Here is a 17,354-nt window from a genome sequence, read left to right on the forward strand (position 1 = left end):
GTTACTCCTTGGGCGGGGTGGCGTTCTTGCGGTTCCACCACTCCCGGTCCGGGGCGCGAAACCACCATTCCGCATGATCGGTGGCGGCGATGGCCTTGGCCAGCGTCCGTCCTTCCTCGGTGCGAAGCCTGCCCATGGCCGCCTCGATCCAGTCCGCGGCATATCGGTTGCCCAGATCGAGCTCTTCCTTGAGGTTGGCGATGAGGTCGATCTGGTCCGCGTCCTGGGCGAGGCGCGCTTCCAGGGTTTCGGCCGCTTCCAGCTCGTCGTGAAGCGGCATGACGGCGTCGGCCAGCCCCGTGCCGGCCAGGGCGTCGGTTAGGGCGCGACGGGCGTCCGTGGTGTTGTAGAGCTTGTTGACGTAGTTGAAATCCGCCGTCCTGGCCTCGTGCAGGTCGTGAAAGACGGCCATGCCCATGGCGCGAAAAGGATCGGCCCCGGCACCCTCGGCCAGCATGAAGGCAATCAGCGCCGTGCGAAAACTGTGCTCGGCCACGTTCTCGGCCCCGGTTCCCAAAAACTGGTAGCCGGTGCGCGGAGTCTTGCGCAACATGCCGGCTTCGAAAACGAAATCGGCCAGCCGCGTCAGACGATCCCGACCGCTCGTGTCCACCCGGCTGCAATCATCGTCCATGAAGGATTCTCCGGAGAGGTGTGAGGAGGAACCGGGGGAGGGGACCCCTTTTTGAAAAAAGGGGTCCCCTCCCCCGGACCCCCACCCTCCCCAAAAACTTCTAAAGGGTTGGAGTGGGCGGTATTCCCTTTAAAACATTCCTTACCCTTTCGCCCCGGAGGGGCGACGGCGTGGTGTTGGCGGCATTTGCCGGGACGAGCTTGCCGCGAAGCGGCATGCACCGTCCCGGCAAATGCCGCCAACACCTTCTCCCTCCGCTTGGCCGCCCGCCAGCCAGTCCTCCCGTCCGGCCAAAGCCAACCGGATGGGGGGACCGGGGGGCCCTCGGCCCCCCGGCGGAGTGCAGAGGCGGAGCCTCTGCCGGGTCCAGGGCCGCGCCCTGGCCGCCGTCTACGTCCGGTAGTCGGCGTTGATCTTGATATAGTCGTAGGTCAGGTCCGAGGCCAGCAGCAGGTAGCGGCCGGGGCCGTTGCCGAGTTCGATATCGAGGCTGATTTCGCCGCGTTTCATGTGCGGCGCGAGCAGCGCGTCCAGGTCGTCGTTCGCGGGCATGCCCTTGGTGAAAACCGGCACCCCGCCGATGCTCACGGACACGTCTTCGGCGGCGAAGCTGGCTCCGGAGCGGCCGAGGGCGCAGACGATGCGGCCCCAGTTGGCGTCCTGGCCGAAAAAGGCGGTCTTGACCAGGGGCGAGTTGCCGACGGCCCGGGCGGCCAGTTCCGCCTCGGCGTGGGAGGCCGCGCCGTGGACCTTGACCCGCAGGATTTTGGTGCCGCCTTCGGCGTCCTGGATAAGCATGTAGGCCAGGGCCTGGCAGACCTCGACCATGACGGCGAGCAGCGCCTGCCTGCCCTCGGCCGAGTCGATGACGACCTCGGACGCGCCGTTGGCGAGCGCCAGCACGCAGTCGTTGGTGGAGGTGTCGCCGTCCACGGTGATGCTGTTGAAGCTGCGGTCGGCGGCGGCGGCCACGGCTTCCTGCCACCACAGCGACCCGACCTTGGCGTCGCACAAGAGCACGCCGATCATGGTGCCCATGTTGGGGGCGATCATGCCGGAACCCTTGGCCATGCCGAGGACCCGGACCTCGCCGTTCTCGGTGGTCAGGTTGCCCCAGGCGATCTTGGGAAAGGTGTCCGTGGTCATGATGGCCTTGGCCGCGGCCACGGGCGAGGTCTCGCCGAGGTTGGCCGCCAGTTGCGGCACGGCGGCCTTCCACTTGTCCATCTTGAGCCGCGCGCCGATGACGCCGGTGGAGGCCGGCAGGATGTCCTCGGGCGAGAGGTCGGTGGCGCCGGCAACCATGGCCAGCGTGCCCCGGCAGTCGTCGATGCCGACCTGGCCGGTGCAGGCGTTGGCCTGGCCGGAATTGATGAGCACGGCCCGGGCATGGCCGCCCGAGGTGGCGATTTGATCCTTGGCCACGAGCACCGGCGCGGCCTGGAACAGGTTTTTGGTGAACACGCCGGCGGCGGCGGCCGGAACGTCGCTGACGATAAGGGCCAGATCGTCCCGGTCCGGACGTTTGAAGCCGGCGGCGGCGGCGGAAAAGCTGAACCCCTTCGGCAGGGGCACTACGGGCGAGGACATGGCAGCTCCTTCTACACGGATCATTGGGGATAGGGGCCAGGGGACGGTTTCGCGTACGGGCGCGCACCGCCGGACGACGGTGACGGCGGCGCGGCCATTTCGTCACGGGTGAGCACGCCGTCGTCGTTTTTATCCAGGCGGCGAAATTCGTTTTCGTGGAAATTGCGCCATTCTTCCAGGGTCACCCGGCCGTTTTTGTCCTTGTCCATGGCCGAAAAAAGCCGGGATGGATCGGGCGCGCGGGGACAGGGCGCGGGGCTGGTTCCGGCCGGCGCGGGCCTGGTTGCGGGCGCGGCGACTTTTGACCTGGGCTGGTCGGCCAGCGGACGGCCTATGGGCCCGGCCGGCGGACGCGGCGCGGGCGTTGGCGTTATCTGGTCGTTTTGGGGCGGATAGTCCGGGGAGGGATAGGAGGTCTTCATGGGCTGGGGCGGGGCTTCGTTTCGGGTGGCGCAACCCGCTCCAACGAGGGACAGGGCGATCATGGCCGCCGCGAGGGCCGAAACGGGATGCATGGCTGGCCTCCTTGTCCGGGCAATCATCCAGGGACGATTCCTACACCAAAGCTTCCCGGCCGGCCATACCCGGCCTTGACAGGCCCGCGTGGCTTTGCCAAGCCCCGGCCATGCGTTTTGCCATTCCCGTCCTCGTGTCCGCCTGCCTGTTTGCGTCGCAAATCCCGGCGGGCGCGGCCATGAGTCGCGACGACCTGATTTTCTACGGTACGGAATCCCTGACCAGGGGCCGCTTTCCCCAGGCCGCCCAGGCCTTTGCCGAGGTGCTGGCCGGGGATCCGGAAAATCCCTACGCCCGCACCCGGCTGGCCCTGGCCCAGGCCGCGACCGGCCAGCCGGACAAGGCCCGCCAGACGCTCGAAGCGGCCGTGGCCGCCCGGGCCGACGACCTGTTCGCCCTGTGGACCCTGGGTTGCCTGGATCTTCTCGAAGGGAAACCGGTTGCGGCGGCCAGTCGGTTTTCCGCCATGCTCGCCGCCGATCCGGGCAATCCCCGGGCCACGGTCGGGCTGGGGCTGGCCGCTTTGTCCGCCGGGCGCGTGGCTGACGGCGTGGGCCAGTTCGAAGTGCTCCGAAAGGCTCCCGCCAAGGACCCGTTGGCCCTGCATCTGGCCGGGCTGGCCTACTGGATGCTCGACGCGCCGGCCAACGCGCGGCTGGACCTGGAAGCCGCCCTGGAGCTGGAGCCGCGAAACGCCGCCACGCTGGAACTCGTGGGGCTGGTCTATCGGCGGCTCGGCAAGCCCACGTTGGCCAAAAGCGCCTGGGAGCAGGCCCTGGCCGTGGACCCGCACCGGCCCCGCGCCCGGTTTTTCCTGTCACGCTTGGCCGAGGACGAGGGGCTGGCCGCCAGCCTTGCCGGCAAGAAGTCGGAGGCCAAGCGGGCCTACGAACGGGCGCTTTCCATAGACCCGACCAACGGGGCGGCGGCCAAGGGGCTGGGACTGCCGGCCCTTGGCGCGGTGCTGCCGCCGGCCGCCAAGGATGGGGGCAAGGCCGCCCGGCCCCAGAACGTTTCCCCGGCCGCCCCAAAAGAGGAATCGCGCCAGACCGGGCGCGTGAAAAACGTCGCTCCGGCCCCGAAGCCGACGCACAAGGACCTCAGCGCGCCCTGGGAGCCGCAGTAGCGGAAAAACGGACTGGGGAAACTTTTCATGGTAAAGAGGCGTTGTTTGCGCGACATCCGTATCGGCAGGCAATTGCGGAAGAGAAAAGTGCGGAGGGCCCTTGGTAAGGGGTTTCCCCCTCTTGCAAAACAGAGAAAGGAGGAAACATGAGACGACTGCTGCCCAGCATCCTTGGGGTGCCGGCTCTGGTTTTCCTGTTGGCCGCCGCTGCTTCGGCCCAGGGCTTCGGCCCGAAAAATTACGCCGACTGCTTCATGATCAACGCCAAGCGCGCCGCTTCGCAAGACGGTGGCATGCTCATGCGCCGGGCCTGCAAATGCCGCTTTCAAAACCCCAAGGAGCCAGGCTGCGAAAAATATTCGCAGGCCGCCCTGGACTGCATGCTCGCCAACCTCGTGCCGGCGGATACCGACGACAAGGCCTGGGGCGTGGAACGCGCCTGCCGCACCAAAAATCCGGTTCAGTGATCGCGTCTGCCAATGGAACGCTTGCGCCGTCCCGTTCGGGGCGGCGTTTTTTTTGGGGGGTGCACTCCGGCCGGGAAAAGGCCCCAACGAAAGAGAGCGGCTCCGGGTCGCCATCCCGGAGCCGCTCTCTGAAAAATCCTTGTTCGGAGGAAGGATATTTCCCTTATAGCAACCGGCGTGCCAACACCTACCTCTTTGTGCAGAATCCTTGTATAACGGTATGTTATGTGAAAAGACTTGCCGCCGATAGCCGATTTTCGCGCTTGCGGCGGGCCGTAACGGTAAAAATGCTTGTACCCCCTTGCCCGAGTCAGGCGTTCGGGGACCAGGATTTTGTACCCGGCGACGAACATATTTTAAAAATACTGCTTTTCCATATAGTTACTGAGAAAGAGGCGACGGCGGACGACAGGGCTGGTGTGGCGCAAAGGCCCGGGCGCTGTCGCGGCGGAGCGGGGCGGGTACAAATCTTTGTCCCGGTGGCGCTTCCTTCTCCCCGCCCCACCTTGAAAGTTTTTTGGAGGGGAGAGTGCGAGAGGGGGACCTTTTTTTCAAAAAAGGTCCCCCTCTCGCATCTTCTCTTTCTTCCTCGTCTAGGCCATCAGCAAACGATTGCGGCGGCGGCGGGCGATGTCCACGGACGTATCCAGGGCGAGCTTTTCCTGCTTGGCCGCGAATATTTCCTGGGCGTAACACACGCCGGCCCTGACGTCCTCGGCGTCCATAAGTTCACGGACGCGTTTGGCCATGGCGTCGCGCTGTTCGGTCAGGGCGGCGAGTTCCGCTTCGAGCTGCGCCACCTGGCGCGTGGTTTCGGCGTCGGGCTCCAGCATCAGGCATCCTCCACGACAAGGGTCTTTATGTTGCAAAATTCCGTGAGCCCGAACCGGGACAGCTCCCGGCCGTAGCCCGAACGTTTGACGCCGCCGAAGGGCAGCCGGAAGTCGGAGCGGGGCACGGCATTGACCGACACCATGCCGGCCTCGATGCGCCGGGCGATGGCCAACCCGCGCTCGGTGTCGGCGGTCCAGACGCTGGCCCCGAGGCCGTAGGGCGAGGCGTTGGCCAGCCGCACGGCGTCCTCGGCATCGGCCGCTTCCACCACGGCCGCGACCGGTCCGAAAAGTTCCTCGTCGAAAGCCGGCATCCCCGGGCGCACATCGGCCAAAAGCGTGGGCGCGTAGAAATAGCCCGGCCTGGGGAGGCGTTTGCCGCCAAGGAGCAGCCGCGCCCCGGCCGCGACGGATTCGCGCACCTGCCGGTCGAGGTTATTTAGCAGATCCTCCCGGGCCAGCGGCCCGACAGTGGTGCCCGGGTCCAGGGGATCGCCGGGGACGTGGGCGGCGAGGCGTTTGGCCAGCCGATCGATAAAGGCCGTGTGGAGCGGGGCTTCGACAATGAAGCGTTTGGCCGCGATGCAGGCCTGGCCGCAGGCGCGCATCCGGGCCGTCTCGGCGGCGGTGCAGCAGTCCTCCAGCACGGCGTCGGCCAGGACGATGAAGGGATCGGACCCGCCAAGCTCCATGACCGCCTTCTTGATGGCCGCCCCGGCCGCCGCCCCGACGGCCGCCCCGGCCCGGGCCGAGCCGGTGAGCGTCACGCCTCGCACGGCCGGATGGGCTATGGCCTCGGCCACGAGCCCTTCCTCCACCCGCAGCAGCCGGAAGGTTCCGTCCGGAAATCCCGCTTCCGCAAAAAGTTCCCGCAGGGCTTCGGCCACGCTCATGACGTTCGGCGCGGGCTTGACGACCAGGACGTTGCCGGCGGCCAGGATGGGCGCGGCCGCGCGCATGATCTGCCAGTAGGGAAAATTCCAGGGCATGACGGCCAGGATGACGCCCAGGGGTTCGAGGACCACCATGCGCCGGCCCGTTTCCGAGGGAAACGTCTCCCCGGCCAGGTAGCGCGGGGCCTGTCTGGCGTAGAAGCGGCAGGCCCGGGCGCAGCGCAGCACCTCGGCCTCGGCTTCGGGTAAAATCTTGCCCATCTCGCGCACGGCCAGCCGCGACAGGGGGGCGAGGCGGGCCTCGAACAGTCCGGCCAGGCGGTCGAGCGCCTTAAGGCGTGTGGCCAGGGGCGTGTCGCGCCAGGCCGGAAAGGCTTTGGCGCAGGCGTTGAGAACGTCCCGGGCGGCCGGGGCGTCGTGGGACGGATGGCTGGCGAAAGGCTGGCCCGTGGCCGGATTGATGCTGACGAACATGGTGCTGCGGCAAGGCGGGATGCGCACAGGGCGCGCGAACCCGGGTTAAAAGGGCTGCGTCGCTCCCTGTGGCAGGGGGACGTCGAAGGTGGAGAGCACGCCGGCGATGAGGCGGTAAAAGCCGCAGAGCACCACGATTTCAATCAGTCCCTGGCGGGTCAGGGCCGCTTCGAGGACATCCTGGGTCGCCTGGGGGATGCTCGACAGGGTAAGCGCCGCATCGGCGGCATCCAGGGCCGCCATCTGCACGGCCGAAAGCTCCGTCGGCCGCCTGCCCTGGCGCACGGCCTCGAGGACCGCTTCGGGGATGCCCGCCTGGCGCGCCACCGGGGCGTGCTTGACCCATTCGTAGGCCGCGCCGCATTTGCGGCCCGTCCAGAGGATGACCAGCTCGCGCACCTGCGCCGGCAACACGCTCGGGCCGAACCGGAAATACGTGCCCAGGTCGGACACGTGGGCGGCCAGGGCCGGGTGGTTGAGCAGCGTGCGGTACATGCCGTCGATGCGGCCGCGGGAAGCCACCATGCGGTCGTAGACCGCCTGGGCGTCGGACGGCATCGCGTCACGGTCGGGCATGGGAAGCGTGGCCATGAGTCCTCCTTGGTGGCGGGACCCTACCCGTTTTGGCCGGGCAAGCCAAGGTCAACGCGCAAAAGCGCTCCAGAACGCCTGGGCGAGGAGGCTCACGCCGGAAAGCCCGAGCACGCCGAGCATCACCCGGGAGAAGGCGCGCTCGCCGATGCGGCCGCAACAGGCCATGCCCGCCGCCAGCCCGATCACGAGCGCCGGGGCGGCCACGGCGGTCCGGGTCCAGACTTCCCGATTGAGCAACCCGGCCAGATACTGGGCGCTGACCACGCCGATGCCGGCCAGCAGGAAATAGGCGGTGAGCGTGGCCCGCACGCCGTTACGGTCATAGCCCTGGCGCGAGATCCAGGCCACGACCGGGGGGCCGTTGACCCCGATGGCCGCGCCCATGCAGCCGGCCGTGAACCCTGCCAGCAAACCGAGCCCCGTGCCGGCCCGGGGACCGGTGTCGCGCCGGCGCAGGGCGTGGGCCACGAAGGCCAGTACCGCCAGGCCCAACGCTCCCTTGAGGAAGACGTCGGAGACGGAGCGCAGCGCTTGGGCCCCGATGGCCATGCCGGGCAGCGAGGCTCCGAGCAGAAGGGCCAGGGCCGGCCAGACGATATGGCCGCGCAGCTTGCCGGTCAGGATGATGTTGAGGGTGACGGCCAGCAGGCAGCAGACCGGCGTCGCCACGCGCAGGTCCATGACCAGGGCCAGCATGGGCAGGGCGACGAGGGTCGAGCCGAACCCGGCCAGTCCCTGGGTGAAGCCGCCGCACAGGGCGGCAAGGGCGAGTAGGATGATAATTGACGGTTCCATGCGGGTGGCGTTCCCGGCGTACAGTCGGGATATCGTTCAAATTTTCAGGATATTGCAACAACCCTTAATCCTGGGTAAAGGTTGGGGCAAACGATTTCACTCGAACAGGTGTTCGGAAAATATGAATCTCCTGGATCCCTGGCAGTTACGCACCTTTCTGGCCGCCGCCTCGGCCCCGTCCTTTCGGCAGGCGGCTTCGGACATCGCCCTTGCTCCGTCCACGGTCACCATGCAGATACAGGCCCTGGAAGAGACCCTGGGCGTGCCGCTTTTCCAGCGGGCAGCCGGGCGCATGGTGCTGACCGAGCACGGCCAGCGGCTCGTGGGGCATGCCCGGCGCTGGCTCGAGCTGGAAGCCGAGATCCGGCGCGGCATCGGTGGCGACGAGACGGCCAGCCCCGAACTGTCGGTGCGGATTTCCGAGAGCCTCGGGCTGGAACTCGTGCCGGCCATCCTGCCGCGTTTCCGGCAACGCTTCCCCCATACCCGGCTCATCCTGGCCACCCAATCCCGGCAAGGGCTGGCCAGCGATCTGCGCCAGGGGGGCGTGGACCTCGGCATCATCCTGGGCGAGCCGTTCGCCGCCGAGGGCGTGGCCATGGAGGAAATCCACCGGGAGCCGCTGGTCGTGATCGTGCCGCCCCGGTCCGATCTGGCCCGGCTCGCGGTGGTGGGCCCGGAGGAACTGGCCGTCCGGGAACTGCTCGTCACGCGCCATATCTGGAGCGTGCGACGGCGCATCGAAAGCGCTTTGGCCCGGGTCGGCAAGGAGCCTGCGTCGCTGACCGAATGCACCAGCCTGGAAATCGTCAAGCGCTGCGTCGCCGCCGGCCAGGGGGTGGCCCTGGCGCCGCGTCTGGCCGTGCACCGGGAGTGCGCCGCCGGGCTTTTGGCCGCGTTGCCCTGGGCCGAAGGGACGCTCGAGGTGCCGGTCGTGCTGCTGTGGCAGGCGGACCGGCCAAGGAGCGAGGTCACGGCGTATTTCGCCCGGGCGGTGCGGGAAACGCTTGAAGAAGGAGGAGAGCCTTCGGGACAGTCGGAGTCCGTTGACGCGCGCCGTTGATACGGCTTTTCCTTGCGACGGCAACCGGCTAGACTTCGTTTTCCCATCTTCGACGTACGGTTTCCCCGAGGGGAGGACGGTTTGCGGGACAGGGTTTTCCCCGCAATGCCCTTCAATCGGTCGGGAATCCGCTGTCGAACGGTTCGAAAACGTCAGGAGGCACCGATGCCACGACTTCGCTTTCTCGCGCCGCTTGTCGCGGCCTTGCTCCTTGTGCTGGCCGCCCCGGGTTGGGGGCAGACCGACCGCGACCCGTCCCGGGACGTCTTTTTGCAGACCATCGGCATGCTGGCCGGGCAGGGGCTGGCGCTCGGCCACGACAGTCTGCAAGGCCTCGCCGTCCGCTACGAAAAGCGGCTTTTGCCCCGTGAGGAAACGGTGCGGCGGCTGGCCGGGGAAGCCCGGTACGCGGATCTGGTCCTGGCCGCCTTCAAGGAACGGCTCATGGGGCGGCTCAATCCCCAGGAGCAAAAGGACCTGTCGCTTTTGATCGGCTTTTACGAGGTCCAGCGCCAGGCCATCGAAGCCCTGGCCGTGTACGTGCGCTCCGGCGGCGCGAAAAACCGGCAGCGGTTCGAGGAACTCCAGAAGCAGGTCGGGGAGGTCATCCGGCGCATCAGCCTGGTCGGCGGGACCCCGTGACGGGCGACTTCTTGCCAATCCCCGGGTGTTGTGCCAAGAAGCAGACGTCGAAATGCGTTTCGTGCGGCGTCGTCATCCGGGAAGCTTGGGGCCGGGGATTCCCGCCCCCGCGACCGGGCGCGCCACGAACCGAGGAGAGGTTATGAAAAAAGCTTTGTGTCTGTGCCTGCTCGCCGGCTTCATGCTGGCGGCCGTGGCCGTGGCGCAAAATGCCGAGGCTCGTCCGCCCTGTCCGCCGGGCTACTTTTGGGACGGTCCGCGCGGCTGCATGCCCCTGCCCTATTACCCGCCGCCGCCGCCGGCGTATTATCCGGCCCCGGTCTACCCGGTCCCGGTCTATCCGGCTCCGGTCTATCCGGCCTGCCCGCCCGGGACCTTCTGGCGCGCCGGCGCCTGCCGGCCCGCGCCGCGTCCGGCTCCGGGCATCCGCGTCTACCTGCCGCCGGTCTACATCGGACCTTAGGAAGAGCGGAGGGAAGAGGGTGCGAGAGGGGAAACCCTTTCAAGAAAGGGTTCTCCCCTCTCGCGCTCTCCCCTTCCTAAAGTTTCTTCCTTTTTGAAACGTCAAGCGCCCCGGAAAGACCTTACAATGGCTGTCTTTCCGGGGCGCTTCCATTGAGGAATTTGGACCACCCCCCTCCCCCGCATCCTTTTCTTTCCAGCTCTTCTTACCCCTATGGTCCGTCCTGGGAGCGTTCGGCCGGGCGCATGTCGGGGCTGGTGTAGAAAAATTCGATGCGCCGGTTGCGGGCCTTGTTGGCCGGCGAGGTGGGGGGCACCAGCGGCTGGCTGTCGGCCAGTCCCACGGCCCGAAGGCGCGTCGTGGGGATGCCGGTCGTTTCGGCCAGGTAGCGTGTGGCGGCGGCGGCCCGGGCGGCGGAGAGCTCCCATTTGGACGGGTAGGGGCCGCCTTTTTCGTCGTCGTCGGCGAAACCGCGCACGGTCAGGTTGATCTTGTAGTCGCGCAGGATCTTGGCCACGCCGTCGAGGACCTTTCGGGCTGTCGGGGTCAGCTCGGCCGAGCCGGGCTTGAACATGACGCCGTTGTTGACCTGCATCATCACGCCCGAGGAGTCGTTGGACACGCCGGAATTTTTCCGGACGTTGAGGTCCGAGGTGATGAGTTCCTTGATGAGCAGGGCGATTTCGTACTTGAGCTTGTTTTCCTGGGACAGTTTGAATTCAGGCGACCCCTTGATGGCGTCGGGGCTGATGAAGGTCGGCACCTTTTCCAGGTTCTGGACTTTTTCCTTGGAGGGCACGTTCTTGTCCTGGAAAACCAGGGACAGTTCCTGCTTGGTCTTGGGCTTGAGCGACACCACCAGCCACAGGAGCAGGAAAAAGGCCATCAGCGCCGTGACGAAGTCGGCGTAGGCCACCTTCCATGATCCGCCGTGGTGCCCGCCGTGCTCGCCCTCGGATTCGCGGTAGATGATGACGGTTTTGCCCTGGTCGCTATTTTTTGCCACGAAGCGCCCCCTCCATGTCCTCCATGGTCGGGCGCACGTCGTCGGGAATGGCCCGGCGGCCCATCTCCACGGAGAGCATCGGGGAAAAGCCCGAGTTGAACGCCGCCAGCACGTCCTTGGCCACGAGCAGCATGTGCTGCTGGGCCTTGGCCTGGTACTCCAGGTTGGAGGCCATGGGGCCGACGAAGCCGTAGCACATGAGGATGCCGAGGAAGGTGCCGACCAGGGCCGCGCCGATGCTGTGGCCGAGGACCTCGGGCGGCTCGTTGATCTTGCCCATGGTCAAAACGATGCCGAGCACCGCGGCCACGATGCCGAGTCCCGGCAGCGAGTCGGCCACCCGGGTGACGGCCGAGGGCGCGATCATGGCGTGGTGGTGCAGGGTGGCGATGTCGGTGCGCATGAGGTCGTCGTAGCGATGGGCGTCGATGCCTTCCGAGAGCAGGGCCTTGATGTTGTCGCAGATGAAGTAGGCCAGCTGCTTGTTTTTGGCGATGTTGGGGTAGCGGTTGATGGTGGAGGACTGCTCGGGCTTGGAGACGTGGGGCTCGAGCGCCACGATGCCGTCGCGGCGGGCGATGTTCATGAGCTCGAAAAGCAGGGTGAGCAGGTCCTGGTAGTCGGCGGCCGAGGCTTCCTTGCCCGAGAACACGTGCAGGATGTGCTTGAAGGTGCCGACGACCACGGACTTGGGCGCGGAGATGAGAAAGGAGCCGAGGGCCGCGCCGCCGATGATGAGCAGTTCGATGGGCTGCATGAGCACGCCCATATGGCCGCCTTCCAGAAGGAAGCCGCCGATGACGCAGCCAAGGACGACAACGATGCCGATGATAACGAACATGACCCACCATGTGGACGCGCGTACGGGCCGCCCCGGACTGCCCGGGGAGGGATGGTCGTTTCCCTCCCCGGCGTGTGAACGCGCTTTTGCCGCCTGGGCCTAGGTGTAGAAAAAACCAGGTCGAGGGGCAAGCGCTCCGGCGGCGGACGCTATTTGGCGCCGCAGCATTTCTTGTATTTCTTGCCGCTGCCGCAGGGACAGGGATCGTTGCGGCCGACCTTGGGCTCGTTGCGGCGTTTGGGGGCCTTTTTGGGGGCCTCGCCCGTTTCCGCGCCCGAGTACCGGAGGTTGGCCGTCTCGTCCTTGTGCTGGAACTCCTGCTCGCGCATCTCGTTTCTGATCTGCACCCGGGAAAGGGCCCGGATGGCGGCGTCGCGGATGCTGTAGACAAGCTCCTGGAACAACTCGAAGCCCTCGCGCTTGTACTCCTGCTTGGGGTCCTTCTGGCCGTAGCCGCGAAGGCCGATGCCGTCGCGCAGGTGGTCCATGGAGAGCAGATGCTCCTTCCAGTTCCGGTCCAGGCTGTCGAGCAGGAAGTAGCGGGCGATCTCCCGGTACTGCTCCCCGGCCACGTCGGACAGTTCCTTCTGCCGGGACAGGGCCGCGTCGAGCACGGCCTGCTTTTCGGCCTCGTCGCCGGTTTTGATCTCCACCTTGAGGTCCAGCAGGTCCTCGATGAGCGAGGCGGCCGTTTCCAGCCCCTCGGGCTCGGGACTTCCCTTGGCCGCCATCAGGGGCGCGAAGATCTCGTCCACGATCTCCTCGATGGCGCCCGTGACGAAGGTTTCGGGCTCGGAGGTCCCCATGAGTTCGCGGCGGCGGGAGTAGATGACCTCGCGCTGCTGGTTCATGACGTTGTCGTATTCGAGCAGCTGCTTGCGGATTTCGAAGTTGTGGGCTTCCACCCGCTTCTGGGCGTTCTCGATGGCCCGGGAGACCATGCGGTTCTCGATGGGCTCGCCGTCTTCCATGCCGAGCTTGTCCATGATGCCCTTGAGGCGGTCGGAGCCGAAAAGGCGCATGAGGTCGTCGTCGAGGGCCAGGTAGAAGCGCGAGGAGCCTGGGTCGCCCTGACGGCCGGAACGGCCGCGCAACTGGTTGTCGATGCGCCGGGACTCGTGGCGCTCGGTGCCGAGGATGTGCAGGCCGCCGAGGTCGGTGACGCCCTCGCCGAGCACGATGTCCGTGCCGCGGCCGGCCATGTTGGTGGCGATGGTCACGCGGCCGGCGTGGCCGGCCTGGGCCACGATCTCGGCTTCCTTCTCGTGATTTTTCGCGTTTAAGACGTCGTGGGGCACGCCGGATTTCTTGAGCAGGCCCGAGAGCAGCTCCGATTTCTCGATGGACACCGTGCCGACCAGGACCGGCTGGCCGCGGCCGTGCAGTTCCTTGACGTCCTTGGCGATGGCCGCGAACTTCTCGTGCTGGGTCTTGTAGACGAGGTCCGGGAAGTCCTTGCGGATCATGGGCTGGTTGGTGGGGATGGAGATGACTTCCAGGTTGTAGATCTCGCGGAATTCCACGGCTTCGGTGTCGGCCGTGCCGGTCATGCCGCCAAGCTTCTTGTACATGCGGAAGTAGTTCTGGAAGGTGATGGTGGCCAGCGTCTGGTTTTCGGCCTCCACGTCCACGTGTTCCTTGGCCTCGAGCGCCTGGTGCAGGCCGTCGGAGTAGCGCCGGCCGGGCATGAGGCGGCCGGTGAACTCGTCGACGATGAGGACCTCGCCGTCTTTCACCACGTAGTCCACGTCGCGCTGGAAGATGTGGTGGGCTTTGAGCGCCTGGAGCACATGGTGCTGGAGCGTGATGTTGGCGGCGTCGTAGAGGTTGTCGATCTTGAGCACTTCTTCCATGCGGGCCACGCCGTCGTCGGTTAAAAGGACGGTGCGGGCCTTCTCGTCGATGGTGAAGTCCGTCTCCTTGCGCAGTACGGGAATGAACGCGTCGATGCGGGCGTAGAGGGTCGAGGAGTCCTCGGCCTGGCCGGAGATGATAAGCGGGGTTCTGGCTTCGTCGATGAGGATGGAGTCCACTTCGTCGACGATGGCGAAGTTGAGTTCGCGCTGCACGAGCTGTTCCTTGTAGAACTTCATGTTGTCGCGCAAGTAGTCGAAGCCGAACTCGTTGTTGGTGCCGTAGGTGATGTCCGCGCCGTAGGCGGCCTGGCGCTCGGGGTCCTCGAGGCCGTGGACGATGGTGCCGACGGAGAGGCCCAGGAAGTTGTAGAGCTTGCCCATCCAGGCGGCGTCGCGCTTGGCCAGGTAGTCGTTGACGGTGATCAGGTGCACGCCCTTGCCGGACAGGGCGTTTAGGACGATGGGCAACGTGGCGACGAGGGTTTTACCTTCACCGGTCTTCATCTCGGCGATCTTGCCCTGGTGCAGGGTGATGCCGCCGATGAGCTGCACGTCGAAGTGGCGCATGCCAAGGGAGCGCATCGAGCCTTCGCGCACCAGGGCGAAGGTCTCGGGCAGGATGTCGTCCAGGCTGCGGCCGTTCGCCACTTCCTGGCGCAGTTCGGCCACGCGGGTGCGCATCTCGTCGTCGGAGAGCGCTTTGACCTGCGGCTCGAAGGCGTTTATGGCCGCGACCAGCGGGCGCAGCCCCTTGAGATAGCGTTCGTTTCTGGACCCGACGATTTTTCGGGCTATGGTCTTGAGCATCGAATCGACTCCTTTATGGGGCGGGGCGCGACGGATTTCCGTCCAGGCCCGGCCCGTCGTCCAACGGGTGTTGGTTGGCGTTTAAGCGAGGGCTCCGGCCGTGGGGCGGCGGCGTGACATCGCGTGCGGGAAGCCGGCCGTTTCCCACCGGGGGGGGCTGGCCGGCGCGGCGCGTCAGCCGATGCACTCCAGCCAGTGCCCGACGGTAATTTCCTTGGGGGCGACGCTGCGCAGCTGGGTGACGCAGCCGGCGCAGCCGGTGACGATCTGGTCGCCCGGGGCCGGATCGTAGACGGCCAGGGCATGGGCCGCCACGGCGTCGGACAGTTCCGGCGAGGTCAGTTTGGTCAGTCCCCCGAAGCCGCAGCACGGGGTTTCGGATTCCTTAAAGACAATGCGGTCCCCCATGGCCCGGCGCAAAAAGGTGAGGTCCTGGTTGCCGCCGGCCCCGTGGCAGGGGCGGTGGTAGCGCACGTGCGCCGGGGCCGCCTCGCCGAGGCGAAAGGACGTGTCGCCCATGAGCTCGGCCAGGGAGACGAGATTTTCGCGCCACAGCCCGATTTCGTCCATGGCCAGCCCCAGGTCCTTGCGGGCGTAGGCCCGCAGCCCGCAACGGCAGGTGGCGCAGAAAACCACCATCAGCGGCCGGCCGGCCTTGCGCCAGGCCTCGATATTCTGCTGCTGCATGGCGGCCTGGGCCTCGGGCGCGCCGGCATGGCCGAGCGTGCAGCCGCAGCAGGTGAACCCGGGATCGGGCAGCACGTCGAGGCCAAGGCCGGTCAGCAGCCTTTTGGCGGTTTTCTTCCACTGCGGGTTGGCGTGCTCGGCCACGCAACCGGCGAAGATCACGCACTTTTTGCCGGCGTGGGCGGTCTCGAAGGTCTCAGGGAAAATCCAGGGTTCCGGGGCCTTGCCCGCGCCCATGGCCTCGATGGCGGCCTTGGCCCGGCTGACGGTTTCCACAGGCACCTTGCCGGGCACGAGCTTGGTCAGGGTCCGGGCCAGCGGCCACATGAGCCCGGCCTGCTCGATCCACAGCTTCCAGAGGAAACCGGCGAAACCCGGGTGCGAGGCGCGCAGCTCGGCCACCAGATCCGGGCCGCAAAGCCCCAGCGGACAGGCATTTTCGCACTTGCCGCAGGACAGGCAGACCGTGGCCAGGATGTCGGCGGCCTTTTTGGACAGCTCGGCCCGTCCTTCGGCCACGGCCCGGGCCAGGAAAAATTTGGAACGCGGCGAGAGCTCCTCGCGGCCGGTGGCGATGAAAAGGGGACAGGCGGGCAGGCAACGGCCGCACAGGATGCATTCCGGGCGGCGGCCCTGGCCGTGCAGGCAATGGACGGGGGTAAGCTCTTCGGCCACGATCAGTACGCCTTTTGGGGATTCATGATGCCGGCCGGGTCGAAGACGGCCTTGACGCGGCGCAATATCCCGCGCTGGCCGTCATCGAGCTGCCGGTCGAGAAAGGGCAGCTTGGACAAGCCCACCCCGTGTTCGCCGGAGAGCGTGCCCCGCAGTTTCAGGCAGCGCATGAGGATGCGTTCGCGGGCGTTCTGGGCCCGGGCATGCTCGTCGGGCTTGGCGGCATCGTGCATGATGTTGACGTGGAGGTTGCCGTCGCCCACATGGCCGAAGAGCAGGATGCGCACGCGCTCTTCCTCGCCGATGGTTTTGATCGCGGCGGCGGCCTCGCGCAGCTTGCCGCGCGGCACGGTCACGTCGTCGCTGATCTTGTCCGGCGCGGCTTTAAACGACGCCGGGTTGAGCAGCCGGCGCAACTCCCACAGATTTTCCTCGGCCTCGGGGGTGACGGCCCGCTCGGTCCAGACCGGGCCGGCCGCGGCCGTCGCCCGCTCGATCAGGGCCACGTCGGCGGCCACGGCCTCGGGCGAGCCGTCCACGCGCACGAAAAGCGCGGCCCCGGCGTCGGCCGGCCAGGGCACGGCGTTTATGGCGGCCACGGCCTTCATGGCCTCGTGCCCGAGCATTTCCAGCGCCACGGGCAGGATGCCGGCCCGAAAGACGTCGCCGGCGGCGGTAAGCGCCGCGTCGATGCTCGCATAGGCCACGGCCAGGGTGGCCGTGGCCTGGGGCAGGGGCAACAGTTTGAGCGTCAGCTTGGTGAAAAGCCCAAGCGTCCCTTCCGAGCCCACGAAAAGGCGCGTCAGGTCCAGGCCGACCACGTTTTTGTGGGTGCGCCCGCCGGTCGTCAGCACCTGCCCGCCGGGCAGCACCGCCTCGATGCCGAGGATGTGGTCGCGGGTCACGCCGTATTTGACGGCCCGCATCCCGCCGGCGCAGGTGGCGGCGTTGCCGCCCACGGTGGAAAATTTCACGCTGGCCGGGTCCGGGGCGTAAAAGAGCTTTTGCGGCGCGATGGCCGCCTGCAGGTCGCCCGTGACCACGCCCGGCTCGACCACGGCCACGAAGTCGTCCGGGTCGATTTCGAGAATGCGGCCCAGGCGCGCCGTGGACACCACGATGCCCCCGGCCACCGGCACGCAGTCGCCCACGGTGTTGGTGGCCCGGCCCCGGGGCAGGATGGGGATGCGTTCGGCCTGGGCGAAGGCCAGCAGTTCCTTCACCTGTTCGAGGCTGTCCGGCCGCACGGCCGCGGCCGGGGGGGCGAAGCGGCGCGAGGCGTCGGTGCCGTACACGAGGGTCTCTTCCGGGGTGAAAACGGCCGCGTCGCCGGGGAAGACGCGCTCGATGAAGCGCCGGGCCGTCTGGGAAAGCGTGGGATGGGAAGTCATG

General features: G+C 67.0%; 17 protein-coding genes. 5 read left to right on the forward strand and 12 right to left on the reverse strand.

The annotated features are described in order from the left end of the window. Position 1: 1 nt before the first annotated feature. From K9F62_08930 to K9F62_08940, 3 genes are all read right to left on the reverse strand, one after another. The gene (locus K9F62_08930; GenBank protein ID UJX42779.1) at positions 2-634 is read right to left on the reverse strand and encodes an HD domain-containing protein; all 633 of its coding nucleotides are present in this window, start codon (positions 632-634) and stop codon (positions 2-4) included. 390 nt (positions 635-1,024) lie between these two features. Beyond that, positions 1,025-2,224 carry a bifunctional glutamate N-acetyltransferase/amino-acid acetyltransferase ArgJ gene (argJ, locus tag K9F62_08935; GenBank protein UJX42780.1) on the reverse strand — a complete coding sequence of 400 codons (1,200 nt, stop codon included), beginning with the start codon at positions 2,222-2,224 and terminating at the stop codon, positions 1,025-1,027. Positions 2,225-2,244: 20 nt separating this feature from the next. Next, positions 2,245-2,739, reverse strand: a complete 495-nt coding sequence (locus tag K9F62_08940) for an EF-hand domain-containing protein (GenBank protein UJX42781.1) — start codon at positions 2,737-2,739, stop codon at positions 2,245-2,247. 110 nt (positions 2,740-2,849) lie between these two features. On the opposite strand from K9F62_08940, the gene K9F62_08945 reads away from it, so the two are divergent. Together K9F62_08945 and K9F62_08950 are read left to right on the forward strand one after the other, a co-directional pair. Beyond that, on the forward strand, positions 2,850-3,866 hold the full coding sequence (locus K9F62_08945) for a tetratricopeptide repeat protein (protein UJX42782.1): 1,017 nt from the start codon (positions 2,850-2,852) through the stop codon (positions 3,864-3,866). Between the two features lie 146 nt (positions 3,867-4,012). Continuing rightward, a complete protein-coding gene (locus K9F62_08950; GenBank protein UJX42783.1) occupies positions 4,013-4,333 on the forward strand; it encodes a hypothetical protein in 321 nt (106 codons plus the stop codon). 593 nt (positions 4,334-4,926) lie between these two features. On the opposite strand, the gene K9F62_08955 is transcribed toward K9F62_08950, so the two are convergent. The 4 genes from K9F62_08955 to K9F62_08970 are packed head-to-tail and all read right to left on the reverse strand — an operon-like array spanning position 4,927 to position 7,922. After that, positions 4,927-5,166 carry a hypothetical protein gene (locus K9F62_08955; GenBank protein ID UJX42784.1) on the reverse strand — a complete coding sequence of 80 codons (240 nt, stop codon included), beginning with the start codon at positions 5,164-5,166 and terminating at the stop codon, positions 4,927-4,929. Beyond that, complete coding sequence (locus K9F62_08960; protein ID UJX43176.1) at positions 5,166-6,533, reverse strand: aldehyde dehydrogenase family protein; 1,368 nt, start codon at positions 6,531-6,533, stop codon at positions 5,166-5,168. Before K9F62_08960 ends, K9F62_08955 begins: the two co-directional genes overlap by 1 nt. Positions 6,534-6,578: 45 nt before the next feature. After that, complete coding sequence (locus K9F62_08965) at positions 6,579-7,124, reverse strand: carboxymuconolactone decarboxylase family protein (protein UJX42785.1); 546 nt, start codon at positions 7,122-7,124, stop codon at positions 6,579-6,581. A 51-nt stretch (positions 7,125-7,175) separates the two neighbouring features. Then, a complete protein-coding gene (locus tag K9F62_08970; GenBank protein UJX42786.1) occupies positions 7,176-7,922 on the reverse strand; it encodes a sulfite exporter TauE/SafE family protein in 747 nt (248 codons plus the stop codon). Positions 7,923-8,043: 121 nt separating this feature from the next. On the opposite strand from K9F62_08970, the gene K9F62_08975 reads away from it, so the two are divergent. From K9F62_08975 to K9F62_08985, 3 genes are all read left to right on the forward strand, one after another. Then, a complete protein-coding gene (locus K9F62_08975; GenBank protein UJX42787.1) occupies positions 8,044-8,985 on the forward strand; it encodes a LysR family transcriptional regulator in 942 nt (313 codons plus the stop codon). A gap of 165 nt (positions 8,986-9,150) precedes the next feature. After that, complete coding sequence (locus K9F62_08980; GenBank protein ID UJX42788.1) at positions 9,151-9,627, forward strand: hypothetical protein; 477 nt, start codon at positions 9,151-9,153, stop codon at positions 9,625-9,627. Positions 9,628-9,769: 142 nt separating this feature from the next. Next, complete coding sequence (locus K9F62_08985; protein UJX42789.1) at positions 9,770-10,090, forward strand: hypothetical protein; 321 nt, start codon at positions 9,770-9,772, stop codon at positions 10,088-10,090. 211 nt (positions 10,091-10,301) lie between these two features. Here the strand turns inward: K9F62_08985 and K9F62_08990 are convergent, their stop codons facing one another. The 5 genes from K9F62_08990 to K9F62_09010 all read right to left on the reverse strand — a co-directional run bounded on the left by K9F62_08990 (position 10,302) and on the right by K9F62_09010 (position 17,353). Next, positions 10,302-11,096 carry a flagellar motor protein MotB gene (locus tag K9F62_08990; protein UJX42790.1) on the reverse strand — a complete coding sequence of 265 codons (795 nt, stop codon included), beginning with the start codon at positions 11,094-11,096 and terminating at the stop codon, positions 10,302-10,304. After that, positions 11,083-11,937, reverse strand: coding sequence for a flagellar motor stator protein MotA (gene motA, locus K9F62_08995; GenBank protein UJX42791.1), 855 nt, complete (start codon positions 11,935-11,937; stop codon positions 11,083-11,085). The genes K9F62_08990 and motA overlap by 14 nt, the downstream gene beginning before the upstream one ends. 149 nt (positions 11,938-12,086) lie before the next feature. Continuing rightward, on the reverse strand, positions 12,087-14,600 hold the full coding sequence (gene secA / locus K9F62_09000; protein ID UJX42792.1) for a preprotein translocase subunit SecA: 2,514 nt from the start codon (positions 14,598-14,600) through the stop codon (positions 12,087-12,089). Between the two features lie 174 nt (positions 14,601-14,774). Next, entirely contained in the window at positions 14,775-15,962 is a 1,188-nt protein-coding gene (locus K9F62_09005; GenBank protein UJX42793.1) for a (Fe-S)-binding protein, read from the reverse strand. Positions 15,963-15,964: 2 nt separating this feature from the next. Further along, a complete protein-coding gene (locus K9F62_09010; protein ID UJX42794.1) occupies positions 15,965-17,353 on the reverse strand; it encodes an FAD-binding protein in 1,389 nt (462 codons plus the stop codon). Between the last annotated feature and the right edge of the window lies 1 nt (position 17,354).

It is taken from the genome of Desulfovibrio sp. JY (assembly GCA_021730285.1).
GTDB lineage: Bacteria > Desulfobacterota > Desulfovibrionia > Desulfovibrionales > Desulfovibrionaceae > Solidesulfovibrio.

What these genes read in the sequence shown, in the direction of transcription:
- K9F62_08965 (UJX42785.1), bottom strand. Translation starts at nt 7,124, where the DNA reads ATGGCCACGCTTCCCATGCCCGACCGTGACGCGATGCCGTCCGACGCC.
- K9F62_08945 (UJX42782.1), top strand. Translation starts at nt 2,850, where the DNA reads ATGCGTTTTGCCATTCCCGTCCTCGTGTCCGCCTGCCTGTTTGCGTCG.
- K9F62_08975 (UJX42787.1), top strand. Translation starts at nt 8,044, where the DNA reads ATGAATCTCCTGGATCCCTGGCAGTTACGCACCTTTCTGGCCGCCGCC.
- secA (UJX42792.1), bottom strand. Translation starts at nt 14,600, where the DNA reads ATGCTCAAGACCATAGCCCGAAAAATCGTCGGGTCCAGAAACGAACGC.
- motA (UJX42791.1), bottom strand. Translation starts at nt 11,937, where the DNA reads ATGTTCGTTATCATCGGCATCGTTGTCGTCCTTGGCTGCGTCATCGGC.
- K9F62_09010 (UJX42794.1), bottom strand. Translation starts at nt 17,353, where the DNA reads ATGACTTCCCATCCCACGCTTTCCCAGACGGCCCGGCGCTTCATCGAG.
- K9F62_08950 (UJX42783.1), top strand. Translation starts at nt 4,013, where the DNA reads ATGAGACGACTGCTGCCCAGCATCCTTGGGGTGCCGGCTCTGGTTTTC.
- K9F62_08930 (UJX42779.1), bottom strand. Translation starts at nt 634, where the DNA reads ATGGACGATGATTGCAGCCGGGTGGACACGAGCGGTCGGGATCGTCTG.
- K9F62_08970 (UJX42786.1), bottom strand. Translation starts at nt 7,922, where the DNA reads ATGGAACCGTCAATTATCATCCTACTCGCCCTTGCCGCCCTGTGCGGC.
- K9F62_08940 (UJX42781.1), bottom strand. Translation starts at nt 2,739, where the DNA reads ATGCATCCCGTTTCGGCCCTCGCGGCGGCCATGATCGCCCTGTCCCTC.
- K9F62_08955 (UJX42784.1), bottom strand. Translation starts at nt 5,166, where the DNA reads ATGCTGGAGCCCGACGCCGAAACCACGCGCCAGGTGGCGCAGCTCGAA.
- K9F62_08980 (UJX42788.1), top strand. Translation starts at nt 9,151, where the DNA reads ATGCCACGACTTCGCTTTCTCGCGCCGCTTGTCGCGGCCTTGCTCCTT.
- K9F62_08960 (UJX43176.1), bottom strand. Translation starts at nt 6,533, where the DNA reads ATGTTCGTCAGCATCAATCCGGCCACGGGCCAGCCTTTCGCCAGCCAT.
- argJ (UJX42780.1), bottom strand. Translation starts at nt 2,224, where the DNA reads ATGTCCTCGCCCGTAGTGCCCCTGCCGAAGGGGTTCAGCTTTTCCGCC.
- K9F62_08985 (UJX42789.1), top strand. Translation starts at nt 9,770, where the DNA reads ATGAAAAAAGCTTTGTGTCTGTGCCTGCTCGCCGGCTTCATGCTGGCG.